This is a genomic window from Micromonospora sp. NPDC049107, from assembly GCF_040648595.1.
Classification (GTDB): domain Bacteria; phylum Actinomycetota; class Actinomycetes; order Mycobacteriales; family Micromonosporaceae; genus Micromonospora.
In genome coordinates this window covers 131,575-150,490 of record NZ_JBEZEC010000001.1, presented here as the reverse complement: position 1 = coordinate 150,490, position 18,916 = coordinate 131,575, and the positions used below count along the sequence as shown (strand labels likewise).

General features: G+C 73.1%; 21 protein-coding genes. 5 read left to right on the top strand and 16 right to left on the bottom strand.

Translation table 11 applies throughout. The features are described 5' to 3' along the window. Positions 1 to 12: 12 nt before the first annotated feature. Genes AB0B55_RS00590 through AB0B55_RS00580 form a run of 3 tightly spaced genes read right to left on the bottom strand, consistent with a single transcriptional unit; the run spans position 13 to position 2,095 of the window. Entirely contained in the window at positions 13 to 966 is a 954-nt protein-coding gene (locus tag AB0B55_RS00590) for a cyclase family protein (RefSeq protein WP_357169112.1), read from the bottom strand. 55 nt (positions 967 to 1,021) lie between these two features. After that, positions 1,022 to 1,897, bottom strand: a complete 876-nt coding sequence (locus AB0B55_RS00585; RefSeq protein WP_357169109.1) for an endonuclease/exonuclease/phosphatase family protein — start codon at positions 1,895 to 1,897, stop codon at positions 1,022 to 1,024. A 60-nt stretch (positions 1,898 to 1,957) separates the two neighbouring features. Next, on the bottom strand, positions 1,958 to 2,095 hold the full coding sequence (locus AB0B55_RS00580; protein ID WP_357125370.1) for a hypothetical protein: 138 nt from the start codon (positions 2,093 to 2,095) through the stop codon (positions 1,958 to 1,960). Between the two features lie 66 nt (positions 2,096 to 2,161). Here AB0B55_RS00580 and AB0B55_RS00575 point away from each other — a divergent pair, with 66 nt between their 5' ends. Together AB0B55_RS00575 and AB0B55_RS00570 are read left to right on the top strand one after the other, a co-directional pair. After that, positions 2,162 to 2,782 carry a TetR family transcriptional regulator gene (locus AB0B55_RS00575; RefSeq protein WP_357169106.1) on the top strand — a complete coding sequence of 207 codons (621 nt, stop codon included), beginning with the start codon at positions 2,162 to 2,164 and terminating at the stop codon, positions 2,780 to 2,782. Positions 2,783 to 2,904: 122 nt separating this feature from the next. After that, complete coding sequence (locus AB0B55_RS00570; RefSeq protein WP_357169103.1) at positions 2,905 to 4,404, top strand: FAD-dependent monooxygenase; 1,500 nt, start codon at positions 2,905 to 2,907, stop codon at positions 4,402 to 4,404. Between the two features lie 57 nt (positions 4,405 to 4,461). Here AB0B55_RS00570 and AB0B55_RS00565 read toward each other — a convergent pair whose 3' ends face one another. The 5 genes from AB0B55_RS00565 to AB0B55_RS00545 all read right to left on the bottom strand — a co-directional run bounded on the left by AB0B55_RS00565 (position 4,462) and on the right by AB0B55_RS00545 (position 7,738). Further along, a complete protein-coding gene (locus tag AB0B55_RS00565) occupies positions 4,462 to 4,608 on the bottom strand; it encodes a hypothetical protein (RefSeq protein ID WP_355048005.1) in 147 nt (48 codons plus the stop codon). A 35-nt stretch (positions 4,609 to 4,643) separates the two neighbouring features. Next, positions 4,644 to 5,027, bottom strand: coding sequence for a hypothetical protein (locus AB0B55_RS00560; protein WP_355048247.1), 384 nt, complete (start codon positions 5,025 to 5,027; stop codon positions 4,644 to 4,646). 103 nt (positions 5,028 to 5,130) lie between these two features. Next, complete coding sequence (locus tag AB0B55_RS00555) at positions 5,131 to 5,700, bottom strand: GerMN domain-containing protein (RefSeq protein WP_357125359.1); 570 nt, start codon at positions 5,698 to 5,700, stop codon at positions 5,131 to 5,133. Beyond that, positions 5,697 to 7,052 (bottom strand): HAMP domain-containing sensor histidine kinase, encoded by a 1,356-nt coding sequence (locus tag AB0B55_RS00550; protein WP_357125356.1) that lies wholly within the window; start codon positions 7,050 to 7,052, stop codon positions 5,697 to 5,699. The genes AB0B55_RS00555 and AB0B55_RS00550 overlap by 4 nt, the downstream gene beginning before the upstream one ends. Continuing rightward, entirely contained in the window at positions 7,049 to 7,738 is a 690-nt protein-coding gene (locus tag AB0B55_RS00545) for a response regulator transcription factor (protein ID WP_355048002.1), read from the bottom strand. The genes AB0B55_RS00550 and AB0B55_RS00545 overlap by 4 nt, the downstream gene beginning before the upstream one ends. Before the next feature lie 150 nt (positions 7,739 to 7,888). Here AB0B55_RS00545 and AB0B55_RS00540 point away from each other — a divergent pair, with 150 nt between their 5' ends. After that, positions 7,889 to 8,302, top strand: a complete 414-nt coding sequence (locus tag AB0B55_RS00540) for an STAS domain-containing protein (RefSeq protein WP_357125352.1) — start codon at positions 7,889 to 7,891, stop codon at positions 8,300 to 8,302. After that, positions 8,299 to 8,901, top strand: a complete 603-nt coding sequence (locus AB0B55_RS00535; protein ID WP_357125349.1) for an STAS domain-containing protein — start codon at positions 8,299 to 8,301, stop codon at positions 8,899 to 8,901. Before AB0B55_RS00540 ends, AB0B55_RS00535 begins: the two co-directional genes overlap by 4 nt. Positions 8,902 to 8,961: 60 nt before the next feature. On the opposite strand, the gene alc is transcribed toward AB0B55_RS00535, so the two are convergent. From alc to uraD, 8 genes are read right to left on the bottom strand one after another with little or no spacing between them, the layout of a single operon-like run. Beyond that, entirely contained in the window at positions 8,962 to 9,954 is a 993-nt protein-coding gene (alc, locus tag AB0B55_RS00530) for an allantoicase (RefSeq protein ID WP_357125346.1), read from the bottom strand. Beyond that, entirely contained in the window at positions 9,951 to 11,267 is a 1,317-nt protein-coding gene (allB, locus tag AB0B55_RS00525) for an allantoinase AllB (RefSeq protein ID WP_357125343.1), read from the bottom strand. Before allB ends, alc begins: the two co-directional genes overlap by 4 nt. After that, positions 11,264 to 12,436: a hypothetical protein gene (locus tag AB0B55_RS00520; protein ID WP_357169100.1), complete on the bottom strand. Its 1,173-nt coding sequence runs from the start codon at positions 12,434 to 12,436 to the stop codon at positions 11,264 to 11,266. Before AB0B55_RS00520 ends, allB begins: the two co-directional genes overlap by 4 nt. Further along, positions 12,436 to 13,989, bottom strand: coding sequence for a malate synthase A (gene aceB / locus AB0B55_RS00515; RefSeq protein WP_357125711.1), 1,554 nt, complete (start codon positions 13,987 to 13,989; stop codon positions 12,436 to 12,438). The genes AB0B55_RS00520 and aceB overlap by 1 nt, the downstream gene beginning before the upstream one ends. Positions 13,990 to 14,030: 41 nt before the next feature. Further along, positions 14,031 to 15,422, bottom strand: coding sequence for an 8-oxoguanine deaminase (locus tag AB0B55_RS00510; protein ID WP_357169097.1), 1,392 nt, complete (start codon positions 15,420 to 15,422; stop codon positions 14,031 to 14,033). Continuing rightward, positions 15,407 to 16,273 carry a factor-independent urate hydroxylase gene (gene pucL / locus AB0B55_RS00505; RefSeq protein ID WP_357169094.1) on the bottom strand — a complete coding sequence of 289 codons (867 nt, stop codon included), beginning with the start codon at positions 16,271 to 16,273 and terminating at the stop codon, positions 15,407 to 15,409. The genes AB0B55_RS00510 and pucL overlap by 16 nt, the downstream gene beginning before the upstream one ends. A 4-nt stretch (positions 16,274 to 16,277) precedes the next feature. Beyond that, positions 16,278 to 16,604, bottom strand: coding sequence for a hydroxyisourate hydrolase (gene uraH / locus AB0B55_RS00500; protein WP_355047963.1), 327 nt, complete (start codon positions 16,602 to 16,604; stop codon positions 16,278 to 16,280). Then, positions 16,601 to 17,104, bottom strand: a complete 504-nt coding sequence (uraD, locus tag AB0B55_RS00495; RefSeq protein WP_357169091.1) for a 2-oxo-4-hydroxy-4-carboxy-5-ureidoimidazoline decarboxylase — start codon at positions 17,102 to 17,104, stop codon at positions 16,601 to 16,603. The genes uraH and uraD overlap by 4 nt, the downstream gene beginning before the upstream one ends. A gap of 134 nt (positions 17,105 to 17,238) precedes the next feature. Here uraD and AB0B55_RS00490 point away from each other — a divergent pair, with 134 nt between their 5' ends. After that, positions 17,239 to 18,792, top strand: a complete 1,554-nt coding sequence (locus AB0B55_RS00490) for a helix-turn-helix domain-containing protein (RefSeq protein WP_357169088.1) — start codon at positions 17,239 to 17,241, stop codon at positions 18,790 to 18,792. The last annotated feature ends 124 nt before the right edge of the window (positions 18,793 to 18,916 follow it).

Genomic DNA, 18,916 nt, shown 5'->3' with positions numbered 1-18,916 from the left:
CCCGCGTACCGGTCAGAACGTGGCGATCGGGTTGACCGGGCTGCCGGACGTGCCGGCGAAGCGGACCGGTGCGACGGCGAGCTGGAAGTCCCACTGGCCGAGTTCGGCGGCGGTCGTCGCGCACGCCTCCAGGTCGCAGTTGTCGAGCAGCCAGAGACCCATCGCGACGAGACCGACGGCGTGCACGGGCATCAACACGTCGTCGTACCCCGAGGGCTGGACGTCCTGCGGGGAGTCGGCGGCGATCAGCGCGACGCCGCGCTCGTGGAGCCACGGCAGGCAGGACGCGTGCCAACCGGTCTGCGCGAAACCGGTGGCCGAGCGCCCCTCGCGCCGGAAGCGCCCGTGGCCGGTACGCAGGAGCACCGCGTCGCCGACACCCACCCGTACGCCCTGGCGGCGCTCGGCCTCTTCGAGGTCGTCGGGGAACACCCCCTGGCCCGGTTCCCACCAGGGGACGTCGCGGGCCCCGGCGACGTCCAGCAGGACACCGCGGGTGATGATGCCGTCCGCCGCCGCCGTGACGGCCGCCCACGCCGAGCCCGCCGCCTCGTCGACCAGCGAGTGGGACCGCCCGTTGTACATCGCGCCGTCCCAGAAGATGTGGCACGGCGAATCGAGGTGGGTGATGGTGTTGCCGTGGTACGTGATGCCGAGTCGCTCGTTCGAGAAGCCCCAGCGCCGGTCGGCGTGGAAGGCGGCCGGCATGTTCTCGGCGCCCGGCATCTCCACGGCGTACGGGCACGTCGTCGTCGACCGTTCCATCTCCCCCGGCACGGTGACCTCCCACGCGCAGGACACACTCCTGCCACGGCGCACGGCCCGCGCCGCCGCCAGTCGGACGTCGTCGGTGATGTGGTTCAGCGTGCCGCGCTCGTCGTCGTCGCCCCACCGGCCCCAGTTCGACAGCTTGTCGAAGTATCCGAGCACGTCCTCCTGCGTCGGCAACGCCCGCTCTGCCGTCATCGCGGCACCTCCTGTCCGGCCTTCCTGCATCCCAGGCAGGGTATCCCCCGGCGCGTCAGGTCTGGATGGTGAACGTGGCGACGACGCCGTTGTGGTCGGACGCGGTGCCGCCGACGATGTCGTATCCGGTCATCCACATGAGCTGGTACTCGGGCAGCCGCTTCCAGAAGTAGATGTAGTCGATGTGCCGGTTGCCGTGCGTACCGGTGCCCTTCTCGCCGTACAGGTTGTAGTTGGAGCGCAGGTTGGGCAGTTCGTTGGCCTCGAAGACCCGCCACGGGAACTTCGCGTACCCGAAGGCGCGGTCGGCGCTGAAGTCGACGTTGAGGTCACCGCTCACGATGACCTGGCCTCCGCCCTGCTTGTCGACCGCCAGGTCCTTGAGTCCCTGGAACTGCGCCTCGGCGCACCGGGTGCGCGGCAGGTCCTCCGGCCGGCCGGCGTCTTCGATGCCGGCCACCGCGTGGGCGTTGATGTGTGTCACGGTCCGACCGCTGGCCTTGTGGCGGTACGTGACCCAGTTGTTGTACCGCGCGGGCGGCACCTCGCCCGGGCCGTTGGTGTCACATACGAAGATCGAGCCCTTGTCCCGTACGTCGAACATGCTCCGGCGGGCGATCAGTGCCTCGCCGGCCTGGTTGGTGCCGCCCGGCGCGTACAACCACCATCCGTTGTCGGCGGCCCAGTTCTCCAGGAAGTCCTTGCGGTTGCCGACCTCGTTGAGACCGACGAGGTCCGCCCGGGACGCGATCAGGTTCAGGTCGTGCGCGAAGTCGGCCTGGCTCAACCCGTTGTAGATGTTCAGCGTCGCCGCCCGGAAGGCCGTGGTCGCGGCGGCCGCCGGTGTGGCCGGCAGCAGGGCCGCCACCAGCGCGATGGCGGCCGCGAGAGCACCAAGGGCGCGGGCTGGGCGGCGTGTTGTCGTCGGCATCGACTCCCCTTCGCACACGTGAGGACCGCCGTCGGTGGCGGTCGGCGCACTCTATCGATCTCAGTCGACCTGATGCCGAACGCGGAAGTACGCGGAGGCGACAGCTTGGGGTCGCGGGCCGGTGGGGGTCCAGCCCTGCGGGTCGGCCAGCACCACCGCCTGTGCGGCGATGACGCGTTCACCGTCAGAGGTGAGCACGGGAGCTCAGATTTCTTGCGTGTCACGCATCTTTGCGTGGCACGCAAGAAGTGCTAGGGTGGTGGCATGACGGGGCTGCGGGAGCGCAAGAAGGCCGAGACGCGGGCGGCGCTCGGCTGGGCCGCGATCCACCTCACCGCCGAGCGCGGCTACGACAACGTCCGCGTCGAGGACATCGCCGAGGCGGCCGGCGTCTCCCCGCGTACCTTCAACAACTACTTCTCCAGCAAGGCCGAGGCCATCGCCTCCCGCCACCTCGACCGCAGCCTGCGCACCGCCGCCGCGCTGCGCGAACGCCCCGCCGACGAGCCGCTGTGGGCCGCGCTCACCCAGGCCGCGCTGGCGCAGTTCACGCGCGGCCCCGAGGTCGAGGCGATGCCCTCCCCCGCGCACGCCCAGTGGGTGGCCGGCGTCCGCACCATGCTCGCCGAGCCCGCCCTCCAGGGCGAGCGCCTGCGCGCCGTCGCGACCGCCGAGGCCGAGTTGGCCAACGCGGTCGCCGAACGCACCGGGACCGACCTCGCCACCGACATGTACCCGAGGCTCGTCGCGGCCGCTGCCAGCGCGGCCGTCGCCGTCGCCATGCAGCACTACCTCGACAGCGCCGACCCGCCCACTCCGATCGAACACCTCATCACCGACGCCTTCGCCCAGGTCGCCGCCGGCCTCCCCGCGCCGCCCCGCTGACGCGCCGGCCCGCACCCGGGCACCCCTCACCCACCATCCTCAGCCGCGTCACACCCCGCGGCGGGCCGGTCGTACGCCGCGCCCGCCGTGGCGACGACGCACGCCCCGAAGGGATCACGACCGTGATCGACGTCCTCATCGTCGGCGCCGGCCCCAACGGCCTGATGCTCGCCTGCGAACTGGCTCTCGCCGGTGTCCACCCCGTCGTCCTCGAACGCCACCCGACGCCCGGCGGCGAGCCCCGCGCCAACGGCCTCGTCGGCCAGGTCGTCCGCCTCCTCGACCGGCGCGGCCTGTACGCGCGCCTCAGCGGCGACAGCAACCCGCCGTCCCCGCAACCCGCCTTCACCTTCGGCGCGTTCCCGCTGGACCTCACGGTGCTCACGGACAACCCGCACTACGTGCTCGGCGTGCCGCAGGCCCAGCTCGAAGCCGCCCTCGCCGCCCGCGCCGCCGAACTCGGCGTCGACCTGCGCCGCGGCCACGAGGTCGTCGACCTGCGCCAACGGCCCGACGCGGTCGAGGTCGACCTCGCCGACGGTACGCGGCTCACCGCCCGCTTCGTCGTCGGCGCGGACGGCGGCCGCAGCCGGGTACGCCGTACCGCCGGCATCGACTTCCCCGGCGTCACCAACGACCGGTCGGTCTCCCGTACCGCGACGGTGACCGTCCCCGCGTCGTTCCTCGACCCCGAGACCGGCGGCCTGCTCGCCCCCGGCTACGGGGTCGTGCCGCCGTTCCTGCACACCCGCACGCCGCGCGGCCTGATCGCCTGGGCCCCGTTCCCCGGCCGGCCGGCGCTGGTCAGCACCACGGAGTGGCCCGACGCGCCGACGAGCGACGAGACCCCGATGAGCCTGGCCGAGCTGCGCGCCAGCGTCACCCGGGTGCTCGGCGTCGACGTGCCTCTCGGTCCACCCGACGGCCCCGGCCTGCTCCGCCGGCTGACCGGTCGCAACACCCGGATCGCCGCCCGCTACCGCGCCGGTCGGGTGCTGCTGGTCGGCGACGCCGCGCACGTGCACCCCGCCATCGGTGGCCCCGGCCTCAACCTCGGCCTGCAGGACGCCGTGAACCTGGGGTGGAAGCTCGCCGCCACCGTGCGCGGCTGGGCGCCGGAGGGTCTGCTCGACACGTACGAGACCGAACGTCGTCCGGTCGCCGAGCGGGTCGTCATGTCCACCGAGGCACAGTCGGCGCTGATCGGTCCCGGCGAGGAGATCACCGGGCTGCGGGAACTCTTCGGCGAACTACTGCGGATACCGGAGGTGACCGGGCACATCGCGGCGCTGATGTCCGGCGCGGACATCCGCTACCCCGCCGATCCCGCCGACCCGATGGCCGGCCGGTCCGCCCCCGACGTGGTCGTGCACGGCGACCGGGGCGTCGTACGACTCGCCGAGCTGACCCGCGGCGCCCGGCCGCTGCTGCTGGACTCCACGGGCGCCTGGGCCGAGGTCGCCGCACCCTGGCGGGACCGGGTGGACGTGGTCACCGGCCACCTGGAGGGCACGACCGCGACCGGGCTGCTGGTCCGCCCCGACTGCTTCGTCGCCTGGTCGGCCGGGGACGCCTGCACGTTGCGCGCCGCGCTCACCCGCCACTTCGGCCGGCCGCTCTGACCATCGGTGGCCGGGAACGCCTCGCGCTCCCGGCCACCGGCTGTCCACAGCGCGGGATCAGTTGGTGATCACCGGCCAGGCGTAGGCGAGCAGCGCGCAGGCGGCGCCGAGCAGCGCGAACGAGATGCCCCGGGTGGGCAGGGGCAGGGCCGCGAGCACGATCAGGATGACGGCGATGATGTAGAGAAATGCCTGGGCGGACATGGAGGTCTCCTCAGTAAGGGGGGTAAGAAAAACGATCAGCCGTCCGGGGTGAACAGCCCCTGGATGCCGACGACAATCGCGATCAGGCCAAAGATCGCGAGCAACAGGCGGACTCCGGTCGCGCCGTCCGACTGCTCCACGCCCGACGCCGGACGACCGGTCAGACGGCCCCACAACAGGGCCAGGCCGACACCGATCCCGACCACCTCGAAGTGGAACACCCGGGGGCCGGACACCAGGTGGACGATCAGGTAGTAGCCGCCGGTCACCAGCGCCACGAGCCCGACCACCCACGCGATCGGCGCCACCCGACCGGCGAGGCGGCCCAGGTCGTCACCGACGCGCGGCAGCAACCGCAGCACGGCGATGGCGAGCAGGAAGCCGCCGACGATGTTGGCGAGGTCGAGCAGCAAAGCCATGATCACGAGGGTCTCCGTCGATCGGACGATCAGCCGGCGGGCAGATACCCATGGACCTGACCGGTTGAAACGACATTCGGCGATCGACCTTGAGCCGGAGCGCTCACTGTGGAGCGATGAGGGGGGCGTAGTCGGCACGGCCGAGCGGCTGTGCCGACAGCAACCCGTCGGCGCGCGGCACTCCCAGCGGCCGTTCGTCGCGCACGAACGTCACGGTGCTGACGTCGGGACGGCTGGTGAGCGTGCAGACGATCTGCCCGAAGGCGAGCACCTCGTCGCTGCGACCGGCGTCGTCACCAGGTTCGTCGACCATGACCCGGGCCTGGCTGGCGCTCAGCGTCACACCGGCCGCGTTGACCGCCCCCGGCAGGGCACTGGTGAGGTCGGTGTCGCGTTCGGCAGTGGTGGGGCCGGCGAACAGGTGCCGCAGGTGCTCCTCGATGGTGGGTGGACGGTCGACGCTCCGCAGCACCGGGACGATCCGGTTGTCGCGTACGAGGCAGAGGGTCTCGGTGGCCGGACCGGCCGGCGCGGTGTCGGCGGATGCGGTGTCGGCGGTGGTCGGGAACGGCCCGCGCGGCGGCGACACCGGGCGGGGCGCGTCGTCGGCGGGGATGCCGCAGCCGACCAGCAGCGCGACGAGACCCAGACCGAGCAGGCGCCGACGACTCATGCCAGGCTCTCCGGCAGGGTCACGCGGAACCGGGCGCCGCCGCCGGGATGGTCGGTGACGGTGACGGTCCCACCGTGCGCGCTCGCGTGCTGGGCGACCAGGGCGAGACCGAGCCCGGTGCCGTCGCCCGCGCCACGCGTGTGGGCGGCACGTCCACGCACGAAGCGGTCGAAGATGGCCTCCCGGTCCTCGACGGGTACGCCCGGGCCGTCGTCCTCGACCTCGATCACGGCGGCGCTGCCGTCGCGGTCGAGCAGGACGGACGTCGGACCGCCCCCGTAGGTCACGGCGTTGTCCAGCAGGTTCGCCAGGATCTGCGCGACGCGCCGACGCTCGACCCGCCACGTCGCGGGCGCCCCGGGCGCGAGCCGCACGATCGACACCGGCAGGTCCAGGGCTTCGCAGGCGGCGCGGGCCAGCGCCACCGGGTCCACCGGCGCGCGGTGCGCGGGCTGGTCGCTACGGGCCAGGTCGATCAGGTCGTTGACGAGCCGCTGAAAGCGGTCGATCTCGTCGGCGACCAACCCCGCCGCGATCGCCGTCCGCTCGTCCTGGTGTTCCCGGCGACGGGCCAGCACGCTCGCCGCGGCGGCGAGGGTCTGCAACGGCGACCGCAGTTCGTGGCTGACGTCGGCGGCGAAGCGGCGGTCGCGCTCGATGCGGTGGGCGAGCCGGTCGACCATCTGGTTGAACGAGGAGGACAACCGGGTCAGGTCGGGGTCGGTGGCCGGGTCCAGGCGGGCCGTGAAGTCACCGGCCGCGATCTTCTCCGCCGCGTCGGCGACCGCCGTCAACGGGCGCAGCCCGTGCCGGGTGGCGTGCCACCCCAGCGCGGCGCCGGACCCGGCGATCATGATGGCCACGGTGGTCAACGCGAGCGCCAGGACCTGAAACGTCTGCTCCAACTCGCGCAGGGAATTGACCTCGAAGTACGTCGCCGTCGCGGACAGGGGCACGCCGACCACGAGAACCGACTGACCGTCCACCCGTACCCGTTGCACCGCCGGCTGCCCGGACGCCACGACGCGGCGCAGGTCCTGGGGGATGGCGGTGGTGGGGCCGGGGTCGGCCGTGCGGGCGTACCACTCGCCGTTGAGGTGCAGCACCGGGCGACGTCCGCCGCCGGTGTCCAGCGACCGCAGCACCTCCACGACATTGGGGGTGTCGGTGTCGATCCCGGCGCGCACGACCGTCGCGTCGAAGTACGCGGCGCGCAGGGCGGTGCGTTCCCGCTCTCCGATCAGGGATCGGCGGGTCAGCTCGTAGGAGACCAGGGCCATCGAGGCGGCGAGCAGGAGCGCGCCGACGGCGAACGCGGCGGTGACCCGGGTACGCAGTCCGAGGCGTCTCATCGCTGCAACTTGTAACCCATACCCCGCAGGGTGACCAGGTGCCGAGGGGTCGCCGGGTCCGGCTCGATCTTCTGCCGCAACCGGCCGACGTGCACGTCGACAAGCCGCTCGTCGCCGATGTCGTAGCCCCAGACCCGCTGCAGCAACTGTTGGCGTGACAGCACCCGGCCCGCGTGCTCGGCCAGCTCGCACAGCAACCGGAACTCGGTACGGGTCACCGCCACCGGCCGGCCGCCACGACGCACCTCGCCCGCGTCGGGACTGATCTCCAACTCGCCGAACGCCAGCACGGGCACCGGCTCCGCCGCCGGCCCCCCGACCACGGCGCGGGCACGGCGACGCAGCGCCCGCAGCCGCGCGGTCAGTTCCTTGATCGCGACCGGCTTGACCAGGTAGTCGTCCGCGCCGGCCTCCAGGGCGGCGACGATGTCATGGGTGTCGTCCCGGGCGCTGACCACCACGATCGGCACGTCGTCGTCGCGGCGGAGCTGCCGGATGCACTCGAAGCCGTCGAGGCCGGGAAGCATCAGGTCGACGAGCACGTAGTCCGCCGGATCACGGCGCTGCGCGCGCAGCCCCTCCTCGGCGGTGGCCGCGCCCACCGCGTCGTACCCCTCGTCCTGGAGGGCGAGCAGCAGCGCCAGTCGGATCCGGTCGTCGTCCTCGATCACCAGTACGGCCGTCATAACCGCATCATCCCCAGGCCACGACGACACGGCCAATCGCGTCCGCCGGCCTGCGGATTTGTCACCCAACTGTCATAGATCCGCGCGACGCCCGCCACGCCGGACCGGCACGGTGGCAGGCGACCAGAGCCACGAGAAAGGGGTACGACAGTGACGGGACCACTCAAACCTCCGTCGTACGCGCTGCCGCTGGTGGAGGTCAGCATCACCCAACTGGACCTGAGCTGCCTGGCCGAGAGCGGCGCCGTGTTCGACCGGCTGCTGGCGCTGCGCCCCGGGCAGGTCGTCGTCGACCTGTCGGAGTGCCGTTACCTCGACGCCGCCGCCATCGGCCTGCTGCTGGACATCCACCGACGGCTGGCCCGCGCCGACGGGACCCTCGTCGTACGCAACCCCAACCGGCGTATCCAGCGCATCCTGCACCACGCCCGGCTGGACCAGGTCCTGCCGATCGTCACCGAACCGCCGTCGGCGTCGCCCGGCGATCCGGCGACGCGGGACGAGTCGCGGCCGGTCGAGCCGGCGCTCGCCGCTCGCGGCGGACAGAAAGGATCAGCGGCATGACCGTCGTCCCGGACGACAACCTGATGACCCTCATCTGTGACATCTGCGGCGACAGTCTCACCGCCACCGCCTGCGTGCTGCCCGACGCCGAGGTCGTCTGGACGCTCGTGTCCGAGCACGGCTGGAGCGGCTCGCCGTTCGCCACCGGACCACACCGCTGCCCCCACTGCAGCCTGCTCCCGCCCGCGAACCCCCGGCAGGCCTCGATCGAGGGCCACGGTCCCGGCGGGATTCTCGGCATCGACCACCTCGACGACGCCACCATCGTCACCGCCAGCGGCGACATCGACGTCGCCACCGGGGACGCGCTGCGTGCCGCGCTGCGGCAGGCGGCCGAGGCGGGCGCACCCGTGCTGGTCGACCTGAGTCGTGTACACGCCATCGACTCCACCGGCCTCGGCCTGCTGGTCCGGGCCCACCTCGACGCCCGCGAGCGGGGCCTCACGCTCTGCCTCGCCGCGCCGTCGCGGTTCATCCGGACCGTCCTGCACACGATGCGCCTGGACGGCGTCTTCCCGATCTTCGACAGTCGCGAGGACGCCCTGGACCGGATGGCCCGGCCGGCGCTGTCCGTGGCCGCGCCCACGGCCGAGACGTAACGCCGACGGCCGTGGCAGCAGCTCAGACGCCCATCGTCACGAGATCCGCGGACGCCAGGTTCACGCCGATGACCAACGGTTTCGCAGGGTGGCCAGGCCGGCCGGGGTTATCTCGCCGAGGACGCGGAGCCGGGCCATTCCACCGTCCGGGTACGCGTCGAGGCGTACCCAGGTCACCGCGTCCGCGTCGGTGACCAGGAATCGGTGCCGGGTGTCGGGTTGCAGGCGGGTCACCGGCAGCAGGTCGAACCAGCCGTCCGGGTCGTCCGGGTCGGTGGCGCACCCGCGGACCGCCGCCGCCCCGGGCGCGTTGCCCTTGAAGTGGCTGGTATCCAACTCGACGAGCCGGACGACGCCGGGTGCGGCGAGGCGCAGCAGGACCCAGTCGTTGCCGTCGTCGCGGCGGCGGGCCGTCTCCCAGCCCTCCCCCATCGTGCGGGCCCGGCCGGGGGCGATCAGGTTGTGGGGCGTGCCGTAGAACATGTCGCTGCATCCCACGACGAGACCCCCGTGTTCCAGGGCCGCCAGGTCGACCAGGCCACCGGCGAGGAACCGGGGGTCGGGGGTGGCCTCGCCGTGCACCCGCAACCGGGCGACACCGCCGTCCGGGAAGATCGACAGGCGTACGTGGGTGACCCGGTGTCCCGGTTCGACGGAGAAGACGTTGCGGGTGTCGCCGGCGAGCGCCACCCGGGGCACCAGGGGCGTCCAGGTCGCCTCGGCGAGGTCCTCGGGTGCCGGATGCCCGTCCAGGCGGCAGGCGTCGACCGCCGCGTACGGCGGGTAGTTGCCGGTGAAGTGGCTGGTGTCCACGACGACGGTGTGCACGATCCCGGGCACGCCGAGCCGCACGATGGCGTGATCGTGCCCGGGGGTACGCCGACGGCGGGTCTCCCACCCCTCGTACACCTGGCCCTTGGCCCCGAAGGTGGCTGGGGCGAACGTCGGCGGCTTCGGGTCGACGAGGTGGTCGGCGGGGGCGAAGAACTCGTCGTTGGCGTGGACGACGCCACCGGACAGCGCCCGGGAGGCGAGGTCGGGAAGTGTGCTCATCGGCTGCTCCCGGAGATGAGGCGTCCCCGTGGCGGTCCGTCCGGCGAGACCGGCTGGCCACGCAGCCACACGTCGCGTACGACGCCGTGCAGCGTCCGCCCGGCGTACGGGGTGACGGGATGGCGGTGCCGCAGCGTCGCCGGGTCGACCACGAACGGCTCGTCCGGTGCGAAGGCGACGAGGTCGGCGTCGGAACCGGGAGCGATGCGCCCCTTGGTGCCCAGTCCGGCGATCTCGGCGGGCCGCTGCGCCATCCACCGGACGACGTCGATCAGCCGGTACCCGCGCCGCCGGGCACTGCTCCAGATGGCCGGCAGGCCGATCTGCAACGACGAGATGCCTCCCCACGCGGCGGCGAAGTCACCGCTCGGCGGTCTCTTCAGAGCCGGTGTGCTGGGTGAGTGGTCGGAGACGACGCAGTCGATGACCCCGGCGACCAGACCCGCCCAGAGCCGGTCCTGGTTGGCGCGGTCCCGGATCGGCGGACAGCACTTGTACTCGGTGGCGCCGTCGGGCACCTCCTCGGCGCTCAGGCAGAGGTAGTGCGGGCAGGTCTCGACGGTGACGCTGACGCCCGCGTCCCGCGCGGCGGCGATCAGCGGCAGGGCGTCGGCCGACGACAGGTGCAGGATGTGGACGCGTGCGGCGGCGCGTCGGGCGGCGTCCAGCACCCGGGCGATGGCCGTTGTCTCGGCGTTCGGTGGCCGGGACGCCACGAAGTCGGCGTAGCGGCGCGACGGTGGTGCGGCGCTGATGTCGTCGGGGTTCTCGGCGTGCACGATGAACAGGGCGTCGACCGCGCGGAGCGCGGTGTCGAGCGCCGGTGGGTCCAGCGGCGGGAACTCCGGCACACCGGAGTCGACGAGGAAACATTTGAAGCCGAGGACACCGGCGCGGTGCAGCGCCGCGAGGTCTCCGGCGTTGCCGGGCACAGCTCCGCCCCAGAAACCGACGTCCGTGTGCACCGCGCCGTCGGCGGCGCGGCGCTTCACGTCGAGGGCCGGCACCGACACGGTCGGCGGGAGGGAGTTGAGCGGCATGTCGACGATCGTCGTCACGCCGCCGGCTATCGCGGCGCGGGTGGCCGAGGCGAAGCCCTCCCATTCGGTACGCCCGGGTTCGTTCACGTGCACATGGGTGTCGACGAGGCCGGGCAGCAGGGCCAGGTCGCCGAGGTCGGTGACCGGCCCGTCGGGCGTGGCGTCGTGGTCGGTCACCGCCATGATGCGTCCGTCGGTGACGCAGACCGTCGCCGGCCGTTCGCCCCGCGGGGTGACGACCCGCGTCGAGCGCAGGACGAGGTCGTAGCTCACAGCGCCTCCAGGGTGGCTCGGTCGACGCCGACCTCGTCCGGGTCGAGCGCGCCGCAGTCGAGGCCACGGCGCAGGAACCCGGCGAGCGCGTGTGCGGTCGCCGGTTCGTCCAGCACGCCCCCGGCGCGGCGGTCCAGGTACGCGGTGAGGCGTTCCACGGTGGCCGCACGGCTCTCGCGGAAGAAGGCGTAGGTGGCGGCGTACCGGGTGGGCAACTGCGCGGGATGCAGGTCCCAACCCTGGTAGAAGCCGCGCGCGAGGGACCGCCGGACCAGGCTCGTGTGCAGCCGCCAGGCCCGGTGTACGGCCGTCGCGTCGCCGACCGGGAGCACGTTCGACGAGCCGTCGCTGAGGCGTACGCCGGTGCCGGCCGCCGCCGCCTGCATGACGGCCTTGGCGTGGTCGGCGACGGGATGGTCGAGCGACTGGTGGGCGGCCGCGACGCCGCAGGCGGCGCTGTAGTCGTACGTGCCGTAGTGCAGCCCGACGCAGCGGCCCTGGGCGGCGGTGATCATGCGGGCGACGGTGGCGGTGCCGTCCGCGCCCAGCACCGCCTCCGGGGTCTCGATCTGCAGCTCGAAGCGCAGGCTCGCGGCCGGCAGCGCGTACGCGGCCTCCAACGCCGCGCACAGCAGGGACATCGCCGCGACCTGCTCGACGGCCCGGACCTTCGGCAGGGTGACGACGAAACCGGGTGGGGGTGGACCGAGCGCGTCGAGGAACACGTCGAGGGTACGGATCGCCCGGTCCCGGCTGTCGGCGTCGAGGCTCTTGCAGCGCAGCCCGACGAACGCGGGGCGCGGGCCGTTCCGCAGCGCCGTCGCGGCGACGCGGGCGCTCTCGTCCTCCTCGTCGTCGTCGCGTACGCCGTAGCCGTCCTCGAAGTCGAGACGGAGATCCTCGATGGGCTCGGTGGACAGCTTCGCCAGCACGCGGTCGCGCAGCTCCACCGGGAACGGCAGGGGTGGGCACCCGTTCAGCGTGTCGAGGGCCTGCTCGCCCCAGCGCCGGCACAGGTCCGGGGTGTACCGGTCCGCCGGGACGTACACGGTGTGCACCGGCTGCCGGCCGGCGGCCGCACCCGGGTAGCGCCGCCGCAGCGCCTCGTCGACCGGCGCGAGCCGGCGGTCCAGTTCGAGGCCGGTCCGCTCGTGCAGTCGCCGGCCCATCAGTCGACGACCTCGTACGCGGGCACCGTGAGGAAGTCGACGAACTCGTCGTCCAGCGCGCCCCGCTCGACGAGGGCCCGTGCGTCCGGCCACCGCCCGGCCGCGTAGGCGGTCTCCCCCACGGCGTGCCGAATCCCGGCCAGTTCCTCCCCCACGACGCGTCGGACGAGGTCCGCGGAGACCGTCTCGCCGGTGTCGGCCAGCCGGACAGCCTGGTGCGCCCACTGCCAGATCTGGGCGCGGGAGATCTCGGCGGTGGCCGCGTCCTCCATGAGGTTGTTGATGGCGACGGCCCCGACGCCCCGGAGCCAGGCCTCCAGGTAGCGCAGCGCGACCGAGACGTTGGTCCGCAACCCGGCCGAGGTGACCTCGCCGCCCGCGACCGTGAAGTCGAGCAGCCGGTCGGCGGGCACGCGCACGTCGTCGCGGATGCGGTCCAGTTGGTTGTCCCGCTGCCCGAGGACGCCGTCGAAGACCTCGCGGCAGACCGGCACCAGCGCCGGGTGGGCCACCCAGGAGCCGTCGAAGCCGTCGTTCGCCTCGCGCTCCTTGTCCGCGCGGACCTGCGCGAAGGCCGCCGCGTTCCGCTGCGCGTCACCGCCGGGCACGAAGGCCGACATGCCGCCGATGGCGACCGCGCCACGGCGGTGACAGGTCGCGACGAGCAGATCGGTGTACGCGCGCAGGAACGGCGCGGTCATCGTGATCGCGGCACGGTCGGGCAGCACGGTCCGCTCGCGGAAGTTCTTGATGATGGAGAACAGGTAGTCCCAGCGCCCCGCGTTGAGCCCGGCGGCGTGCGGCCCCAGCGCGTGCAGGATCTCGTCCATCTCGAACGCCGCCGTGATGGTCTCGATGAGCACGGTCGCGCGGATCGCGCCGCGTCCGATGCCGAGCGTGTCCTCGGCGTACGCGAACACGTCGTGCCAGAGCCGCGCCTCCCGGTGGCTCTCCAGCTTCGGCAGGTAGTAGTACGGGCCGACGCCCCGCGCGATCGACTCCCGCGCGTTGTGGAAGGCGTGCAGGCCGAAGTCGACGAGCGCGCCGGCGGCCGGCACGCCGTCGACCAGCACGTGACGCTCGTCGAGATGCCAGCCCCGTGGTCGTACGACGATGGTGGCGAGCGGCCCGTCCGCGCGCAGGGCGTAGTGCCGCCCGTCCGGCGCGTCGTGGGTGATCGTGGCGCGTACGGCGTCGTACAGGTTGATCTGCCCGGCCATGACGTTCGCCCAGTGCGGCGTGTTGGCGTCCTCCAGGTCGGCGAGCCAGACCTGCGCGCCGGAGTTCAGCGCGTTGATGGCCATCTTGCGGTCGGTGGGTCCGGTGATCTCCACGCGCCGGTCGGCGAGACCGGGTGGTGGCGGGGGCACCCGCCACTCGGATTCGCGGATGTCCTTCGTCTCGGTCAGGAAGTCGAGTCGGCCGGTCCGGGCGATCTCCGCGCGTCGCCGAGCGCGACGGGCGAGCAGTTCCGCCCGGCGGGCGTCGAAGCGCCGGTGCAGCTCGCTGACGAACCCCAGCGCCTCGGGGCTGAGGATTTCCCGTTCGGTCATCGTCGGCACGTGCACTCCTGTCCTCGCTGTCGGGTGGGCCGTCACCGGGTTGCGTCGCGCAGCCGACCCGCTGCCCGTCGGGCCCGCAGGAGCAGGTCCCGTTCGTCGACGGTGCTCAGACGGCCGCCCTCAACGACCGGTCGACCGCCGACGAGCAGCAGCTCCACCGGCGCCGGCGCGCCGAGGACGAGGGCGGCGACCGGATCGGCGATGTCGGCGTGGCCGAGCCCGTCGAGACGCCAGAGCGCGACGTCGGCCAGCTTGCCCACCTCCAGCGAGCCGATCTCGTCCGCGCGGCCGAGGCAGCGGGCGCCGCCACGGGTGGCGAGGGTGAGCGCCTCGCGCGCGGTCAGGGCGGTCGGCCCACCCCGCAGACGGGCCACCAGCAGGGCCTGGCGTACCTCCGCGACCAGCTGTCCGGCCTCCTGGGAGGCGGCGCCGTCGACGCCGAGGCCGACGGACGCGCCGGCGTCGAGCAGGTCCCGCACAGGGGCGATACCCGCGCCGAGCCGGGCGTTCGAGCTGGGACAGTGCGCCAACGACGTGCCGCTCGCCGCGATCCGCCCGATGGCGTCGGCGTCCAGGTGCACGCCGTGCGCAAGCCAGACGTCGTCGCCGAGCCAGCCGAGCCGCTCGGCGTACTCGGCGGGCGCGCAGCCGTGCGTGGCCCGGCAGTAGTCCTCCTCGTCCACGGTCTCGGCCAGGTGGGTGTGCAGCCGGACGCCCCGGTCCCGCGCCAACGCGGCAGCGTCCCGCATCAACCGTTCACTCGCGGAGAACGGGGAGCAGGGACCCACCGCGACCCGGACCATCGCGTCCGGTGCGGGATCGGAGAAGCGGTCGATCGCCTCGGCCGTCGCGGCCAGCGCGACGTCGGTGTCCTCCACGAGGTGGTCCGGCGGCAGACCACCGGCGGACGCGCCGAGGTCCATGGAGCCGCGGACGGGGTGAAAGCGCAGCCCCACCCGGCCCGCCTCGGCCACCTCGGCGGCGAACAGGTCGCCGGCCCCCGCCGGGAACACGTAGTGGTGGTCGGTGGTCGTGGTGCAGCCGGACAGCGCGAGCCAGCCCAGCCCCGCGCCGACGGCCGCCGAGACGTCCTCCTCGCCGATGCGCGCCCACACCGGATACAGGTCGGTGAGCCAGCCGAACAGGTCGGCCTGCTGCGCGAGGCCCCGGGTAACCCACTGGTAGAGGTGGTGGTGGGTGTTGACCAGCCCCGGCGTGGCGAGGCAGCCGGTGCCGTCGACGCGCCGGACGGGCCCCGCCTGGTCCGTGGCGGCCGCCGGACCGGGCCCGACGGCGACGATCCGTCCACCCTCGACGACCAGGTGACCGCGCTCGTACTCGCGGCCCGTGCCGTCGACGGTCGCCACCGCGCAGCCCTCGATGACGATGCGCTCCGGCCGGGGCGGGGTCACACGTCCCACCACGACTCGACCCACCGTGGCGCGTCGTCGCGACGCACGGCGCCCTCGATCAGCCCGTACGGGCGGTCGGGGGCGTGGAAGACCTCGTTGGGATTGTCGAGCCCGAAGGGTGCGAGGTCGACGAGGAAGTGGTGCTTGTTGGGCAGCGACATCCGTACCTCGGTGATCTCCGGCCGATTTTCGAGGACCCGCTGACCCATCGCGTGGAGGGTCTGCTGCAGGGAGAGGCTGTGCGTGTCGACGAACGCCTCGACGAGGTGCCGCCGTGCCTCGCCGAACGAGACCGCCCAGTCGTCGCTCCCGCTCGTCGCGTGTCGCCAACGAGCGTCCACCGCCGTGGCCAGGATCCGGTCGTGCGCCTCGGGCAACGTCGTGTACGCGTCCCGCACGAAGCCGAAGAACTCCGAGTCGGTCGTGTTCATCAGCACCATCCCGGTCAGCCCGGAGACGACGACGGCGTCCGACCCGTCGACGGTGACCGTCGCCGTCCGCGTCTCGGCCCCCGAGCGGGCGAACGAGTGCGGGCCCAGGCGTCCCCAGGCGTGCTCGTGGATGTCGACGGTCGCCCGGGTGACGGCGGGCTGCGACTCGACGAAGTGCCGGGCCAGGCGCAGCCCGAAGTCCTCGATCGCGCCGACGCCGTGTTGGCGGGCGAAGGCGTACACCGTGTTCTTCTGGCTGTCGGTCGGCAGGACCTTGCTGTTGTCGCCGGTCAGGTGGGTGTCGGCCAGGTCGCCGGCGAGCGCGACGCCGACGGTCAGATCGGTCAGGTCGTGCCGCGCGCCGTGGCGGACGACGTGGACCAGCCGCACTTCGGCCTTGCCGTACTGGTGGGGGCCGAGAACAACGTCCAACGGGTCAACTCCCTCGATACGTCGAATAGCCGTACGGGCTCAGCAGCAGAGGCACGTGCACGTGCCGCCAGACATCCGTGACCACGAACACCACCGACACCTCCGGGAAGAACGCCCCGAGGCCGAGGTAGCCGGCGGTGTCGAAGCAGAGTCGGTACGTCCCCCGGGCCCAGCGCCGCTTGGGCACCCAGTCGCGCAGCCGCCCGTCGGGGTCCGTACGCCCCGTGGCGACGTCGATCCACCGGTCGCCGGCCCAGCGGTACAGGTGCACGGCCACTCCCTGGGCCGGTTCCCCGCGGGCGGTGTCGAGGACGTGCGTGGAGAGGCTCACTCGGCCATCAGCCTCGTCAGTCGCAGCGCCGTGATCCGGGTCAGCTCGGCCCGGACCACCTCCCGCTCCGCCGCCGCGCCGTTGGCGAGCCGGGCGGTGGCGGCGGCGACGATCTCCGCGGGCGACCGTCCGTTCGCGAAGATCAGGAAGAGGTGGCCGAAGCGGGCCTCGTAGGCGCGGTTGACCTCGCGCAGGGCGAGCCGGGTGCGCTCGTCGCTGTCGGCGACGCCGGCCTGCTCGCGGCGGGACCAGGTCGCGTCACGCCCGTCGCCGTCGGCCCGTTGCCCGATCCGGGGATGCGCCGCCAGCGCCTCGGCGATGTCGGGCCAGGGCAGGGCGGCGAGCGTCGCGGATCCCGTGGTGACGAGCGCCGCCGGGGTGGCGTAGGGACGGGCGGCGGCCACGGCCCGCGCCCACGACGGCGACGCGCAGCACGCCGACAGCTCCCGCTCGGCGTCGGCCGCCGGCAACGCGTTGAACCACGTCAGACGCTCGTGCACCGGACCTCCCCTCCACTTCGCGGTGGCGGTAGTCAAACAGCGACATCGAGCCGGGTGCATTGGGCGAGCGAACCGAACTTGAAACATTGCCGCCCTACGGTCTCTGGAGCTTCCTCCAAGGCAAGGAGTTGTCGATGCGCCTCAACGACCTCCTGGGCCAGGCCGGCCTCAAACTGACGTTGCTCAGCGGCCACAGCCAGGGCGAGCGGGTGATCCAACAGTTCTTCACCACCGACCTGCTCGACCCGAGCCGCTACCTGTCCGGCGGCGAGGTGGTGCTCACCGGTCTCATGTGGAGACGCGGTCCGACGGACTCCGAGGTGTTCGCGGCGGCCGTCGCGCGGGCGGGCGTCAGCGCGGTCGGGGCCGGCGCGGCGGCGTTCGGCACCGTCCCGGCCGATGTCGTCGAGGCGTGCGCACGTCACGACGTCCCCGTGTTCGAGGTACCCGTCGAGGTGTCCTTCACCGTCATCAGCGATGCCATCGGCACTGCCCTGCGGGTCGAGAGAGCCACCGGACTGGCCGCGACCGTGCACCGGCACCAGGGTCTGATCGCGGCGCTCACCGAGGACGCGCACCTCGCCGACCTGCTGCCGTCGGCCGCCGCCGAGACCCCCTGCTGGGTCCTGTCGCCCACCGGCCGGCTCGTCGCGGGCACCGCCCCGATCGACGGCGACCTGTGCGCCCGGCTGGCGCGTACGTTCCTGACCGCCCCTCGGCTGCCCCACGTCCTCGGCGTCGGCCGGGACCGGCGCGTCTCGCTCTTCGGCGCGAGCGCCCACCCGGGCCGGCGGGTCGGCACGTGGTTCCTGGCCTGCGCGGGCGACCTGACCACCTGGGAGCCCGAGCGCCGCCAGGCCGTCGAAGGGCTGGTCACCCTGCTCACCCTCGAACGCGCCCACCTCGACCGGCACCTGCACGTCGAGCGTCGCCTCGCCGCGCTCCTGCTGCGACCGCTGGTCGGCGGCGCCGCGCCCGCCGAGATCGCGGCGCGTCTCGAAGCGTGTCGCCTGGACCCGGACGCCACCTTCCTCGCCCTCACCGCCGGCACCGCAACGGCGGCGCCCGACGACCTGCCGCTCAGCGTCGTCGAGGAGGTCGTGCGGCCGCTGGCGCCCACGTCGGCCATCGCGACCGTCGGCGACGAGGTCCACGCGCTCATCCCCGTCGACTCCCCCGGCGACGTCAGCCCGGCCGACCTCGTGCAGGGGATCCGCCAGGCGACGCGGGCACTGACACCGGCTCTGGGCGCAGCGCGGTTCGCCATCGGGATCAGCGCCGCGGCATCGGGGGCCGACGCGCTGGACACGGCGGTCGAGGAGGCCCGCCACGCCTACCGGTACGCCGTCACCGGGCAGGAGCGGGTGGCGGTGGTGTCCAGCGGAGACCTGTCCTCGCACGCGCTGCTGCTGGCCGGCGTCCCGACCGAGGCCCGGCGGGCGTTCCACCGCCGGCTGTTGCGCCCCCTCGCCGAGTACGACCGCGCGCACGACGCCCGCCTCGTGCACACCCTCGACATGTTCCTGCGCTGCGACGGCTCGTGGACCCGCACGGCGAAGGAGCTGCACGTCCACGTCAACACCCTGCGCTACCGCATCCAGCGCATCGAGCAGCTCACCGGCCGCAAGCTGCACCGCTTCGACGACCGCGTCGACCTGTACCTCGCGCTGCAACTGCAACGCCACTAGGCCGTGTGTCAAAGCCCCTGGCCGGCCTGCGGAGGCCGAGCGGACCGGCCGTTTCGGCCGCTGGTGAACCGCCGCTCGCGGGCCCGTGGTCCGACCGGATCGGAGCCACCCGCTCCATTGAGCG

Bases quoted from the DNA above. Each gene is read 5' to 3' on its own strand.
- AB0B55_RS00590 (WP_357169112.1), bottom strand. From the start codon at position 966: ATGACGGCAGAGCGGGCGTTGCCGACGCAGGAGGACGTGCTCGGATAC.
- AB0B55_RS00585 (WP_357169109.1), bottom strand. From the start codon at position 1,897: ATGCCGACGACAACACGCCGCCCAGCCCGCGCCCTTGGTGCTCTCGCG.
- AB0B55_RS00575 (WP_357169106.1), top strand. From the start codon at position 2,162: ATGACGGGGCTGCGGGAGCGCAAGAAGGCCGAGACGCGGGCGGCGCTC.
- AB0B55_RS00565 (WP_355048005.1), bottom strand. From the start codon at position 4,608: ATGTCCGCCCAGGCATTTCTCTACATCATCGCCGTCATCCTGATCGTG.
- AB0B55_RS00560 (WP_355048247.1), bottom strand. From the start codon at position 5,027: ATGGCTTTGCTGCTCGACCTCGCCAACATCGTCGGCGGCTTCCTGCTC.
- AB0B55_RS00555 (WP_357125359.1), bottom strand. From the start codon at position 5,700: ATGAGTCGTCGGCGCCTGCTCGGTCTGGGTCTCGTCGCGCTGCTGGTC.
- AB0B55_RS00550 (WP_357125356.1), bottom strand. From the start codon at position 7,052: ATGAGACGCCTCGGACTGCGTACCCGGGTCACCGCCGCGTTCGCCGTC.
- AB0B55_RS00545 (WP_355048002.1), bottom strand. From the start codon at position 7,738: ATGACGGCCGTACTGGTGATCGAGGACGACGACCGGATCCGACTGGCG.
- AB0B55_RS00535 (WP_357125349.1), top strand. From the start codon at position 8,299: ATGACCGTCGTCCCGGACGACAACCTGATGACCCTCATCTGTGACATC.
- alc (WP_357125346.1), bottom strand. From the start codon at position 9,954: ATGAGCACACTTCCCGACCTCGCCTCCCGGGCGCTGTCCGGTGGCGTC.
- AB0B55_RS00520 (WP_357169100.1), bottom strand. From the start codon at position 12,436: ATGGGCCGGCGACTGCACGAGCGGACCGGCCTCGAACTGGACCGCCGG.
- aceB (WP_357125711.1), bottom strand. From the start codon at position 13,989: ATGACCGAACGGGAAATCCTCAGCCCCGAGGCGCTGGGGTTCGTCAGC.
- AB0B55_RS00490 (WP_357169088.1), top strand. From the start codon at position 17,239: ATGCGCCTCAACGACCTCCTGGGCCAGGCCGGCCTCAAACTGACGTTG.